Annotated in this window: 11 protein-coding genes; 3 read left to right on the top strand and 8 right to left on the bottom strand. The window is 51.3% G+C overall.

Translation table 11 applies throughout. The features are described 5' to 3' along the window. Positions 1 to 15 precede the first annotated feature (15 nt). The 3 genes from nhaR to SIK69_RS01080 form a co-directional block, all read right to left on the bottom strand. Positions 16 to 912: a transcriptional activator NhaR gene (gene nhaR, locus SIK69_RS01090; protein WP_258987425.1), complete on the bottom strand. Its 897-nt coding sequence runs from the start codon at positions 910 to 912 to the stop codon at positions 16 to 18. A gap of 58 nt (positions 913 to 970) precedes the next feature. After that, positions 971 to 2,149 carry a Na+/H+ antiporter NhaA gene (gene nhaA, locus SIK69_RS01085; protein WP_319785207.1) on the bottom strand — a complete coding sequence of 393 codons (1,179 nt, stop codon included), beginning with the start codon at positions 2,147 to 2,149 and terminating at the stop codon, positions 971 to 973. A 193-nt stretch (positions 2,150 to 2,342) separates the two neighbouring features. Next, complete coding sequence (locus SIK69_RS01080; protein WP_319785206.1) at positions 2,343 to 4,427, bottom strand: glycoside hydrolase family 18 protein; 2,085 nt, start codon at positions 4,425 to 4,427, stop codon at positions 2,343 to 2,345. Between the two features lie 361 nt (positions 4,428 to 4,788). Between SIK69_RS01080 and SIK69_RS01075 the strand changes: the two genes are divergently transcribed. Both SIK69_RS01075 and SIK69_RS01070 read left to right on the top strand, forming a co-directional pair. After that, a complete protein-coding gene (locus SIK69_RS01075) occupies positions 4,789 to 5,244 on the top strand; it encodes a winged helix-turn-helix domain-containing protein (RefSeq protein WP_319628254.1) in 456 nt (151 codons plus the stop codon). Between the two features lie 20 nt (positions 5,245 to 5,264). Beyond that, positions 5,265 to 5,804, top strand: coding sequence for a glycoside hydrolase family 108 protein (locus SIK69_RS01070; RefSeq protein ID WP_319785205.1), 540 nt, complete (start codon positions 5,265 to 5,267; stop codon positions 5,802 to 5,804). Positions 5,805 to 5,927: 123 nt separating this feature from the next. On the opposite strand, the gene SIK69_RS01065 is transcribed toward SIK69_RS01070, so the two are convergent. From SIK69_RS01065 to dnaK, 3 genes are all read right to left on the bottom strand, one after another. Continuing rightward, a complete protein-coding gene (locus SIK69_RS01065) occupies positions 5,928 to 6,866 on the bottom strand; it encodes a LysR family transcriptional regulator (RefSeq protein ID WP_319785204.1) in 939 nt (312 codons plus the stop codon). A gap of 255 nt (positions 6,867 to 7,121) precedes the next feature. After that, positions 7,122 to 8,261 (bottom strand): molecular chaperone DnaJ, encoded by a 1,140-nt coding sequence (gene dnaJ / locus SIK69_RS01060; RefSeq protein ID WP_319785203.1) that lies wholly within the window; start codon positions 8,259 to 8,261, stop codon positions 7,122 to 7,124. Between the two features lie 87 nt (positions 8,262 to 8,348). Beyond that, entirely contained in the window at positions 8,349 to 10,265 is a 1,917-nt protein-coding gene (gene dnaK / locus SIK69_RS01055; RefSeq protein ID WP_319628258.1) for a molecular chaperone DnaK, read from the bottom strand. A gap of 295 nt (positions 10,266 to 10,560) precedes the next feature. Here dnaK and satP point away from each other — a divergent pair, with 295 nt between their 5' ends. Further along, positions 10,561 to 11,127, top strand: coding sequence for an acetate uptake transporter (gene satP / locus SIK69_RS01050; protein WP_319785202.1), 567 nt, complete (start codon positions 10,561 to 10,563; stop codon positions 11,125 to 11,127). Between the two features lie 42 nt (positions 11,128 to 11,169). On the opposite strand, the gene SIK69_RS01045 is transcribed toward satP, so the two are convergent. Together SIK69_RS01045 and mog are read right to left on the bottom strand one after the other, a co-directional pair. Beyond that, the gene (locus SIK69_RS01045) at positions 11,170 to 12,468 is read right to left on the bottom strand and encodes an MFS transporter (RefSeq protein ID WP_319785201.1); all 1,299 of its coding nucleotides are present in this window, start codon (positions 12,466 to 12,468) and stop codon (positions 11,170 to 11,172) included. A gap of 112 nt (positions 12,469 to 12,580) precedes the next feature. Then, complete coding sequence (mog, locus tag SIK69_RS01040; protein WP_319628261.1) at positions 12,581 to 13,168, bottom strand: molybdopterin adenylyltransferase; 588 nt, start codon at positions 13,166 to 13,168, stop codon at positions 12,581 to 12,583. Positions 13,169 to 13,267 lie beyond the last annotated feature (99 nt).

Here is a 13,267-nt window from a genome sequence, read left to right as displayed (position 1 = left end):
GCGTTTAGCGTCAGATCAACGCGGCAGGGCGAACAGCGCGGAATAATCGCGATTACAGATACGCTGCACCGCCGGATGCTGGATCATGCGCTCGGCAAAAATGGCGTGATACTCCTCCATCACGTTCTCCACTCGCCCAATCTCAACGATGTTATCGTCCGCATACAGGTCGTGCGCATAGAGCGTTGGCGCGACAAAAATCGCGTTATGCGCCGCGCCAAAGGCCTTCATTAGCGCCGCATCATCAAACTCACCCAGCACTTCCACCTTCAGCCCTTGGGTATTAATCCAGTTCAGCAGTTTGCGCCCGAGCATGGAACGTCGTCCAGGGATCAACAATCGACGCTCTTCCAGACAGGCCGGGAACGGTTTTTCCGGTAACGGGTTCATGCACCAGAAGCTGACGCTGCATTCACCAATCTTGACCGAGAACAGCCCCTCCTGCTGGGTAGAATCAATCGGGCAATCAGAGATTATCATGTCGAGCTTGTGCTGGCTGAGCTGTTCCAGCAGCATTTCATGGGTCGATTCGTAGCAGCGCAGATGGATTTGTTCATCTTCTACCACCGCCGCATCGAGCACTCCGCTGACCAGCCGTTTCGACAATGCATCCGCCACGCCGACGTCGAACAGCAGGTTCGACTCTTTGCGATAGTTAATGATGTCGAGCATCTCCTGGCTCAGGGTAAACATTTTATCGGCATAGCGAAAAACCAGCTCGCCCAGTTCACTCGGTTCCAGCCCCCTGCCCTTGCGCTTAAACAGTTTGCCCTGCAACCGTTCTTCCAGTGCTTTAATTTGCCCGGTTATGGTCTGCGGCGTCAGGTACAGCGCTTCTGCAGCGCCCACCACTGAGCCTTCTTTATAGACATGCCAGAAGTAGTAAAGATGGTTGTAGTTAATATGCGACATAGTTTTTCGCTCCCTGATGAATGTCAAAAGAGAGCCACTCAGGGCTCTCTGTGAAGGTTTAGACCGTTTGCACTTGCTCGCTGGAGGTGCGCATCCGCAGCAGGGTGTAGCCGACCACCGCCGACAGCACCGAGCCAATCAGGATGCCCAGCTTAGCCCAGTTGATGAGGGCTGGATCCACATTACCGAAGGCCAGTGAGGCGATGAAAATCGACATCGTAAAGCCAATCCCGCACAGCACCCCGACCGCCATTATCTGCTTCCAGGTGGTGCCCGCTGGCAGCGTAGCCCATTTCATTTTCAGCGCGAGCCAGCAGAACAAGCTAATACCCAGCGGTTTACCGATGAACAAACCCGCCATGATGCCCAGCGGCAGCAATGAAGTCAGCCCTTCCAGGGTGACGCCTTGCAGTGACACGCCGGCATTCGCGAAGGCGAACAGCGGCAGGATCAGATACGCCACCCACGGATGCAGCACGTGCTCGAGCTGAACCGCCGGTGATTTGCCCTTCTGCTCTTTCAGCGGAATGAAGAAACCGACAACCACTCCGGCAAGCGTGGCATGCACACCTGATTTCAGCACCGCGGTCCACAGAATCACCCCCACCAGAATATAAATCCCGGTCCGACGGACTCCGGTCAGGTTCAGGAAAGCCAGCACCGCAATCGCCGCTGCCGCTACGCCGAGAGACAGTATCGACAAATCACTGGTGTAGAACAGTGCGATAATAACGATGGCACCGAGATCATCAATAATCGCCAGCGCCATCAGGAAAATTTTCAGAGAGGCCGGGACACGGCTGCCGAGCAGCGCCAGCACGCCCAGTGCAAACGCAATGTCGGTGGCCGCCGGAATCGCCCAGCCTTCACGAGTAATGGGATCATGGAAGTTAAACGCCAGATAGACCAGCGCGGGCACCACCATCCCACCCAGAGCGGCGATTACCGGGAAAATTGCCTGCCGACGGCTGGCCAGCGACCCCACAATGAGCTCACGTTTGACCTCAAGACCAATCAACAGGAAGAACACCGCCATCAACGCATCGTTGATCCACAGCAGCATGTTCTTATTAATTTCGAGCGCGCCCACCTTGAGCTGTACAGGGGTTTCCAGAAAAGAATGATACAGACCGCTGGTCGAACCCATGTTCGCCAACAGCATCGCCAGCGCGGCGGCGATGATCAAGATGATGCCCCCGGAAGCCTCATTGCTAAAAAAACGCTGTAGATGTTTCACTTTTATTCTCTCTTTTCCGTTAATACATCGATAAAACCATAGTAACCGCCACGATGATTCGTTAAAAGTAGATTATATAGCAACAAAAACTCGCTTTTTCCGATCCAATACCTATCCGCGATTAAACATGCAAAAAACCCCGGCGATCCATCCGCCGGGGAAGCTTGCGCAAAATTATAGCTATCAGATCACATTAATACGCGCCGAGATCGCTCCATACAGCGTATGGACCGCTGTTTTTATCCGGTTGTTCACCAACGGAGTACCAGTTGACCTTATAGTTATGGCCCTTCCAGCTCACGGTTTCGAAAGTGCCCCAGTTCCCGCCGTAAACGGTGCTCACGTTCCATACTGGGTATGGGGTGTCGCCAGCCGGAACATCCGGAGTGGGTTCTGGAGTAGGTTCTGGATTCGGAACCGGATCAGGAGTTGGTACTGGATTATCATTCTGACCGGATTGCGCAGGCACCACATTCACCACAAAGCGCTGCTGCGATGACGGCTCATTGTGGCTGTCGCGAACAAATAACGTGAACTGAAGTTCCGTTTTTTGGGTTACGGTTGGCGCAGAGAACTCAATCACCGACGCGCTCTTGTCTGCCACTGACACTGAAGCAGGCACACCCCAGCTAAAGCTCAGCACATCGCCATCTTCGTCAGTCGAAGCCTCGCCAGAAAGCTGTACACGCGAGCCGCTGACAACCAGCAACTCAACTGCGGCTTTTGGTGCGTGGTTAACGACTGGCTGAACAGGTTCTTCGCCCCCATCTTCCTTATCCGCATCGCTGACATTGATACCTTCGAAGTAGAACGGCTTCATATCCACTTTCTGCGTCTGCAGTTCATAACCCAAGCCTTCACGGGCCGCGTTCAGCAGTACGCCGTTATCCTGATCGATAGTCCAGGTAAACAGGCCACCCAGGCTATGTTTCGCGGCATACTCACCTTTGGCTTTCACCGAACGCGGCGTGTCCAGGGACATAAACAGCTTGCTCTGCGGGTTGTACAGGTAATCCGCATTGGCAATTTTATCGGTATAGACGTTAAAGCCGTTACGACCCTGCTGGTTTTCCAGATCCAGATAGTTGTAAATAGTGTCATACCACTCGGTGCAACCCGATTCGAATGAACCGGTGGTGGTTCCCTGGCCTGGATCATATGAGCCTTTCAGCGGGGAGAAACTTTCAATCACAGCATTGCGGCCATTACGGGTATACCCGGCATAACCGATATTGATGCGATCGGAAGGGAAGCCTTCAGCAACCAGGTACTCCACGACGGCCTCAATGCTCCAACCACCCGCCGTTAACGGCGACAGATTGGTGTGATGGGTCAGCGTTTCTGCCCATGGTGTCCCGAAGAAGTCATAGGTCATCACGTTGATGCCATACAGGCCCGCATCGAGCAGCGCTTTCACATTGGAATAGCCCAGTACGTCGACCACCGCAGAACTGGCGATCGAAATCTTCACGTCGCTACGACCAGCTGCGGACAGCTGGGTTTTCAGCTCTTTAATCAACAGCGCATAGTTAGCACCATCTTCAGGGCCATGTGGGTTGCCGTTGCCTTCGGCGTTCGGGTATTCCCAGTCAATATCCACTTCGCTGAACATCGGGAATTGCTTGAACAATTTCACCACGCCAGCGGCAAATGTTTTGCGCGCCGAGTCGGTTTTAGCGACTTCATGGAAGGCATTACTCATTGTCCAGCCGCCGATACTCATCGACAGGGCCAGGGTATGCCCCTGCTGTTTGGCTTTGGCCTGCAAATCACGTAGGCCGCCCAACAGGCCGTGGGTGTTGGATTGTGTGACAGTTGCAGGGTCGACATCCCAGCCGCTGGTGGTTTGATTGCAGTTTACATAGGACTGAAAATCGCCCCATGGATCAAGGAAAGTGGGCTCATTGGTTTTTTTACCGGTGAGGCCGGCGGCATTTTCAATGGTGTACTGTTTTTCCCCTTTATCACCGACGATACCCACAAAACCAAAGATGATTTTGTCGTAGGCTGTCGGATCAATATTTGCCAGGTCATAACCACGACCACGGGAGGCCTGGGAATCTTGTCCCTGAAGACGACCATCGTATTGTGACCAGTCGGTATAATAACCAAACACTTTAGGTTTACTGGCTGCCGCTTTGTATTTGTTATACACAGACTTCGCCACCCGCGCAGAGGTATAGCTATAGCTCTGTACTTCGCTTTCAGGTTTAAAACCATCTGCCGCATTACTGGTCTCGGTCAGACTATCGCCCTGAATTAATTTACTTGTTGCCATTGTGAGTTCCTTAGAGTGATTTGAAAAGGTAGCCATGCGCTACACCATCTATTTCATACGTCCGCTACTGAATTCTCAAAACACAAAGCATCACGTGAGCTTTATTGATACACCACAAAATACCACCCCGCTGTTTATCAGAAACACAGCCCATCAATATCAGAAATCACCTATGAGATTTGGCAATGTAAACCAGACTTACATCACTTATAAATAAAATTTAATTCAGGCCATTATTTGCTAACCGGCCCACACTCCCGTTATTAGCTAAGAAGTTTCCTGGTCAAACGAATGGTAAAAGGAGAATTGCCTTCTACTATCAATTAACACAAATCAACTCACCACGACTAACAGGTGTACTATGAAGCGCTATCTTCTTAACCATAACTGTATTTACAATGAGGAGAAGAATGAAATAAGAAACACCGACAATGCCGTTATTATAAAAATGACGGCGATGCGAGCCCGCTGCCTAAGCTTTATCATTGAGAACTCAGAGTCGGGAGTCATTGATAAACAACAGCTGACCTATGGACTATGGGGAGAGCGTGGACAATTCATCAGTGACGCTAACCTCACACAACTCTTATATTTAATTCGAAAAGACTTGCGCACGCTCGGCATCAACGATTTTTTCATGACTATCCCACGCGTTGGGATCAGAATTAACAATAACATTACGATAGAAAAACTGCCGGAAGAAAGATTGAAGCGCAGATATAAAATATGGAAGACAGCAATCGTAATGGCTTTTATTATCTCAATCATTTCGCTGTATGCGGTACTGGATATGATTAAGTTACTCTCCCACAATTGATGAGCACAGAGGATGATACGATGAACCCTGTATTAGATGGTATTCTTGAAAAAGAAGGTGGATATACAAATAATCCGGCAGATAAAGGTGGTGCCACAAATTGGGGAATAACGGAACTGACCGCTCGCGCCCATGGCTATCAGGGAGATATGCGGGAAATGACCCGAGACGAAGCCTATACCATTCTTGAGAAAAGCTACTGGAGCGCTCCCGGCTTCGATAAAGTAGCGCAGCTTTCCTTACATCTTGCCTTTGAACTGTGCGACGCCGGGGTCAACGTGGGTCCCAGCTGGCCCTCCCGCTGGCTACAGCGCTGGCTTAACATCTTTAATCTACACGGTAATAAATATACTGAACTTAAGGTCGATGGCAATATCGGCATAAAGACCATCGAAGCGCTGAATACTTTTCTGTCCTGGCGAGGTAAAGAAGGCGAGCAGGTACTCATTAACGCGCTTAACTGTTCCCAGGGAGAATACTACCTGGTGATAACCGAGAATAGAGAAAGGAATGAAGAGTTTATTTATGGCTGGATGAAAAACAGAGTCATCATCGAGTAAAAATTTCTACATCTCGCCCATGCCGTGCATTTAACTCCACCACAATAGGTTATGAGACACATCATTTCATTGGAAAATAAGGGTGATAAATGACGGCATGGCTTGATGATCAAATCATTTCATTTAATGCGCCACGCTTTGTAGCATTGCAATAATTGAGGCGATATCATTTTTAAATTTATTTTGTTGCGACCAGACCGCGTATAATGCCAATGGTTTAATACTGATCTCATCCGGAAGCGGGATGAGCGTAATGGCATAATTCCTTTGTAGTTGAAAAAAGTGGGCCAGTCGCTGAGGAATAACCGCAATCATTGATGAACGCTCGACGATGCTCAGCAATCCATTGATTGATTCTCCGCGATAGCCGATCAGTCGTCGTCCTGAATAAGGGCCGGTAAAGAGTTGTCGATTTTCCTCTTCAATCAGTGCGGACGAAGATGCTCCGTTATGAATAACGGCATGAGGGAATGAATAAAAATGGTGCAGAGAGAGTTTATCTAGCGATGATAATGGATTATGTTGACTGCACACCACGGAATATTGGCTAAAGTTTTCAATCGATACCTGGGTAAATTCATTACCCGACGGCGGATCGAAAGTAATAGCCAAATCGGCCTCTCCCGACAGGAGTAATTCTCGACAGGTTTTAGCATCCCGACTCCAGTTGGTGCGATGATTAATTAAGTACTGTTCAAAAGCATCAAACTCTATCAATTCTGACAAAAAACATTGCTCAATGATGTCGCTTCCACATATCACAATTTCCTTATTGAGCTTTCTCCACGCCATCGAATCAAAGGTAGTATCGACCAGTTCAAGGATCTGATTATAGGTATGATGAATCTCTCTCGCCCGCATGGTCGGCACTAACCCCTCTTTAGTACGAATAAAAAGGACTTCATTGTACGTATGTTGAAGACGTCGCAATGCCAATGAAACGGCTGCGGGTGTCAGGTTAAGGCGCTTTGATGCTTTAGTAGCATTTCCTGCATTTACCACAGCATCCAGTACTCTGATCAAATTTAAATCAAACTCCCTGGCTGCAGACGACGTCTCCATACAAGTTAGCCCCTTTTAAATCAATTCATTGACCGGGAACTATACATGCAATGAATGTATTCAGACATCAAAAAAAATCATTTAAGACAAACAAATCAATAGGTTAAAAGATTATAAATAACATTATTTGTCAGCTGAGGCCCAAAAATACATCTTATAAACAATAATATTCATCACAACACCTCATTTTCATGGTGGGTGCAAAAAAAAACCGAAATGAATTAACATTTCGGTTTTTAATTAGAATGAAAATAATTAACGCGTTAAATCATCGAAGAATTTTTTCACGCCGTCGAAGAAGCTTTTGGAACGCGGACTGTTTTTTTCACCCGTCGGGCCACCAAAGCTCTCCTGCAGATCTTTCAGTAGCTGCTTCTGTTTGTCATTCAGGCTAACCGGGGTTTCCACCACCACGCGACACAACAGGTCGCCCTGTGCGCCGCCGCGAACGGATTTAACCCCTTTCCCACGCATACGGAACAGCTTGCCAGTCTGAGTTTCACCAGGGACTTTCAGATTCACGCGACCGTCGAGGGTCGGGACTTCGATCTCGCCGCCGAGCGCTGCCATTGCAAAGTTGATCGGCACTTCGCAGTACAGGTTGTTGCCTTCACGTTCGAAGATCGGGTGCTGTTTGACCTGCACCTGAACGTACAGATCGCCTGCCGGTGCCCCGTGCTCGCCCGCTTCACCTTCGCCAGCCAAACGAATACGGTCGCCGGTGTCGACGCCAGCCGGAATTTTGACCGACAAGGTTTTGGTTTTCTCAACGCGACCATGACCGTGACAGCTGTTGCACGGATCTTTAATCAGCGTGCCGCGACCCTGACAGTGTGGACAGGTCTGCTGGACCGCAAAGAAACCCTGGCGCATTTGCACCTGGCCCTGACCATGACAGGTCGGACAGGTCTGCGGTTTGCTGCCGGCTTTCGCGCCGCTGCCGTGGCACACTTCACACTCTTCAAGCGTCGGGATACGGATCTCTTTGGTGACGCCACGAACGGCTTCTTCCAGGGTCAGATCCAGGTTGTAACGTAAATCTGAACCGCGGGAAGCGCGTTGACGGCCACGACCACCGCCGAAGATATCGCCAAACACGTCGCCAAAGATGTCGCCGAAATCAGCACCGCCGCCGCCAAAGCCGCCGCCACCGAATCCACCGCCGCCCTGTTCAAAGGCGGCATGACCGTATTGATCGTAGGCCGCACGCTTCTGCGCGTCGGTCAGGATCTCGTAGGCTTCCTTGATCTCTTTAAATTTGGCTTCGGCGTCTTTGTCACCCTGATTACGGTCCGGGTGAAACTTCATCGCCAGGCGTTTGTAAGCCTTTTTGATTTCACGCTCTTCCGCTGATTTGGAAACGCCTAAAACCTCGTAATAGTCTCTCTTCGCCATTTCTGTTTTTCTACCCTTAACATGCGAGCACGGGCGTAAGAGTAAACTCCTACGCCCGTGCCAGTTAATTACCCTGCATAAGGGCGATTATTTTTTATCTTTCACTTCTTCGAACTCAGCGTCGACAACGTCGTCATCTTTCGCGTTGTTCTGGGAAGCATCAGCAGAACCTGCCTGCTGCTGAGCGTGCTGCTGCTGAGCGATTTCCATCAGCTTCTGAGAAGCCTGAGCCAGCGCCTGCATTTTCGCTTCGATATCCGCTTTGTCTTCGCCTTTCAGAGAAGATTCCAGCGCGGTCAGTGCAGACTCGATAGCGGTTTTGTCTTCTGCTGGCAGCTGTTCGCCAGCTTCTTCAACCTGCTTACGCGTGCTGTGCAGCAGATGGTCGCCCTGGTTACGGGTCTGAACCAGTTCTTCGAACTTACGGTCAGACTCGGCGTTAGCTTCAGCTTCACGCACCATTTTCTGAATTTCTTCTTCATTCAGACCGGAAGACGCTTTGATGGTGATCTTCTGCTCTTTACCGCTATTTTTGTCTTTCGCGGAAACGTGCAGGATACCGTCAGCATCGATATCGAAGGTGACTTCGATCTGCGGCATACCGCGCGGTGCTGGGCTGATACCATCCAGGTTGAACTGACCCAGAGATTTGTTATCGCTGGAACGTTTACGCTCACCCTGCAGCACATGGATGGTTACCGCAGACTGGTTATCTTCCGCAGTAGAGAACACCTGGCTGTGCTTAGTCGGGATGGTGGTATTTTTGTTGATGAGCGCAGTCATCACACCGCCCATGGTTTCGATACCCAACGACAGCGGGGTAACGTCCAGCAGCAGAACGTCTTTCACTTCACCGGTCAGAACGCCGCCCTGAACCGCTGCACCGATCGCCACAGCTTCATCCGGGTTAACGTCTTTACGTGGTTCTTTACCGAAGAATTCAGCAACTTTCTTCTGAACCATTGGCATACGAGTCTGACCGCCGACCAGGATAACGTCCTGGATATCGGAAACGGACAGGCCAGCATCCTGCAGAGCGACTTTCAGCGGCTCGATAGAACGGTTCACCAGGTCTTCGACCAGGCTTTCCAGTTTCGCGCGAGTCACTTTGATGTTCATGTGTTTCGGGCCGGTCGCATCTGCTGTGATGTACGGCAGGTTGACGTCGGTCTGCTGAGCAGAAGACAGCTCGATTTTCGCTTTTTCTGCCGCTTCTTTCAGACGCTGCATGGCCAGCGGGTCGTTACGCAGGTCAATGCCCTGATCTTTCTTGAACTCTTCAACGAGGTAGTTGATCAGACGGCTGTCAAAGTCTTCACCACCGAGGTGAGTGTCACCGTTGGTTGCCAGAACTTCGAAGGTTTTTTCGCCATCAACTTCGTCGATTTCGATGATAGAGATATCGAAAGTACCACCGCCCAGGTCGTAGACCGCGATGGTGCGGTTGCCGACTTCTTTATCCAGACCATATGCCAGTGCGGCTGCGGTTGGTTCGTTGATGATACGTTTCACTTCCAGACCGGCGATACGGCCAGCATCTTTCGTTGCCTGACGCTGAGCATCGTTGAAGTAAGCCGGTACGGTGATAACCGCTTCAGTTACCGGTTCGCCCAGGTAATCTTCAGCAGTTTTCTTCATTTTTTTCAGCACTTCAGCAGAAATCTGCGGTGGTGCAGTTTTGGTGCCTTTTACGTCCAGCCACGCATCGCCGTTATCAGCAGCAACGATTTTGTACGGCATGATGGCTTCATCACGCTGCACTTCTTCGTCCTGGAAACGACGACCAATCAGGCGCTTGATCGCAAACAGGGTGTTTTGCGGGTTTGTCACTGCCTGACGTTTAGCCGGCTGACCAACCAGAGTTTCACCGTCCTGGGTATAAGCAATGATAGAAGGCGTGGTGCGATCGCCCTCAGCGTTTTCCAGCACACGCGGAGTGTTGCCATCCATAATCGCTACACAAGAGTTGGTAGTACCCAGGTCGATACCAATAATTTTACCCATCTAAACGTCTCCACTAAAAATTCGATCAACATGTGGTTGTGAACCTGTAATAAGGGCGAAACGTGTTGTTTCAAGCGCCCTAATGCTTTTTTTTCCAGGCTCACCACTGCGGTTGCATACAAGATGGGGTCGTAACATCGGGCATCAAGGGGGAAGCATAAAAAATTTTTTAATTTCACCCTGCTCAGATCATAGACGGCGGGCATGGCTCTGATTATTATGCCGCGCCCCGCTGCCAGAGGATTGGCAGGGGTTTACAACTTTTCCCCCTTTATTAATAAGTTTTTGAGGAAATATGGTTAACACTAAGTTGGCTAACCCAGCACCGCTGGGCCTGATGGGCTTCGGCATGACTACCATCCTGTTGAACCTGGCAAACAGCGGTCTTTTCCAGTTTGATACTGCCATTTTGGCGATGGGTATTTTTTACGGCGGACTGGCGCAAATTTTTGCGGGCCTGCTGGAGTTTAAAAAAGGGAATACTTTCGGTCTGACTGCATTCACCTCTTATGGTTCTTTCTGGCTGACCCTGGTCGCCATTCTGATTATGCCGAAAATGGGCCTGGCCGAACCGGCTAACGCGCACTTCATGGGGATGTACCTGGGCCTGTGGGGTGTATTCACCCTGTTCATGTTCTTCGGTACTCTGACCGGTCCACGTATGCTGCAATTCGTGTTCCTGAGCCTGACCGTGCTGTTTGCCCTGTTGGCTATCGGTCATCTGGCGGACCACGAAGGCATCGTACGTATCGCAGGCTGGATTGGTCTGGTGTGCGGCGCGAGCGCTATCTGGTTGGCAATGGGTGAAGTGCTGAACGAACAGTTCGGCCGCACCGTGCTGCCAATCGGTGAAAAGCGTTAATTTTCATCGAGATTAAAAAGCCGGGCACTGCCCGGCTTCTTTTTAGTGCGTCGCCAACGACGCCTTTTCTGGCGCAATATACGTTTGCCGCAGCCAGAGTCCTAATCCCAATCCCACCAGCGACAGCGCCAGCACATACCAGGCCGGGGCCATTGGCGAGACCCCCATCAACAGCGTAACCGCAATCGGCGTCAGCCCGCCGAAAATAGCGTAGGAGACGTTGTAAGAGAATGAGATGCCGGTGAAACGCACTTCCGCCGGAAACGCCCGGACCATCACATACGGCACCGCACCAACCACCCCGACGCACAATCCTACCAGCTCGTAGAGCATAAACAGATGTGACGCCGACGTGCCCGCCAGGTGATAAAACGCCCAGCTCGATGCCGCTAACATTAGGCTGCCAATAATAAAGGTGCGGCTGGCACCGAATTTATCGGCCGCCAGGCCTGCCAGCAGACAGCCGATGCAGAGCATAATGGTGGCAATGCTGTTGGCCTGTAAGGTCAGTGCAGGGGCAAAACCGTAATGCTTTTGCAACCATACCGGGGACATCAGGATAACCACCACGATCCCCGCCGACAGCAGCCAGGTCAGCAGCATCGAGATAACCACCGCTTTCTGATGCTTCATCACCACTGATTTCACCGGCAGCTCCTGCGCCAACTGCTTACGCTTTTGCATTTCGAGGAACACTGGCGTCTCCTGTAGCCAGCGACGCAGATACATCGCCACCAGGCCAAACGCCCCGCCGAGCAGGAAGGGGATCCGCCAACCACCGTCGTGAATCGCCTGCTGCGTCAGGCTGGTATTGATAAGCGTCGCCACCACCGAGCCAAGCAAAATCCCGACAGTCAGCCCCGCCGTGAGCGTTCCGCAGGCAATGCCGATGCGCTGGGCGGGCACGTGCTCGGCCACAAACACCCACGCCCCTGGTACTTCCCCGCCAATCGCCGCACCTTGCAGGACGCGCATCAGCAGCAGAAGTAACGGCGCGATAATCCCCACCGACGCGTAGGTCGGCAGCAGGCCAATCAACAGCGTCGGCACCGCCATCAGCAAAATGCTGAGTGTGAACATCTTTTTACGCCCGACCAAATCGCCAAAGTGCGCCATGATGATGCCGCCAAGCGGACGTGCCAGGTAGCCTGCGGCAAAAATGCCGAAGGTCTGCACCTGGCGCAGCCATTCAGGAATATCCGGCGGGAAGAAGAGCTCGCCAATTACCGCGGCAAAGAAGACGAAGATGATGAAATCATAAAACTCCAGCGCACCGCCGAGGGCGGCCAGCGTCAGGGTTTTATAATCCTGTCGGTTCAGAGGTCGTGCAGAGTGTGACATAGCGGGCCATTTGTTTTGATTGATTTACAGGTGTCGTAAAGAAAAAATTACTACACTGTAAACCAACGGTCAATCTTTGGCCCGCAACGCATATTTTACAACAACGCTCTATTCAGGGTTGAGTTTCACGACGGGCACTTTTCGGGCGAAAAGCGGCGACAACCTGCGGGTCAGTTTCAACATACGGCCCCTCCAGCAACTGTACACAATACGGTACACTTGCAAAAATACCATGAACCAACACCTTCCCGGCCTCGTCTTTCACGCCTTCCAGCGTCTCCTGAATCGATTTCGGTTGCCCTGGTAGATTGAGGATCAGCGCCTGCTTGCGGATGACGCCCACCTGACGCGACAGAATGGCCGTCGGCACAAAGTGCAGGCTTATCTGGCGCATTTGCTCCCCGAAGCCCGGCATTTCACGGTCGGCGATCGCAAGAGTGGCATCCGGGGTCACATCCCGACGCGCCGGGCCGGTTCCGCCGGTGGTTAATACCAAATGGCAGCTCATTTCATCTACCAGCTCGCACAGGGTTTGTTCGATGATCGGCTGTTCGTCAGGGATCAGGCGAGTTTGCAGTTCAAAAGGCGTGGTTAATGCGCGGGCCAGCCAGGCTTCGAGCGCGGGAATACCTTTGTCCTGGTATACACCACTGGAGGCACGATCGGAGATGGAAACAAGGCCAATGCGAAGTGTGTTCATATCTATTCCGTTCAAAAATGCGGTTAGGCGGAATGATACACGCTGAGGGGAAACAGAGACAAATTACGCGAGGAAGGTGTGACCGGAGAGCCGGTCACA

The organism is Scandinavium lactucae (genome assembly GCF_033843265.1).
Taxonomy (GTDB): Bacteria; Pseudomonadota; Gammaproteobacteria; order Enterobacterales; family Enterobacteriaceae; genus Scandinavium; species Scandinavium lactucae.
This window is presented reverse-complemented; position numbering and strand designations above follow the sequence as displayed.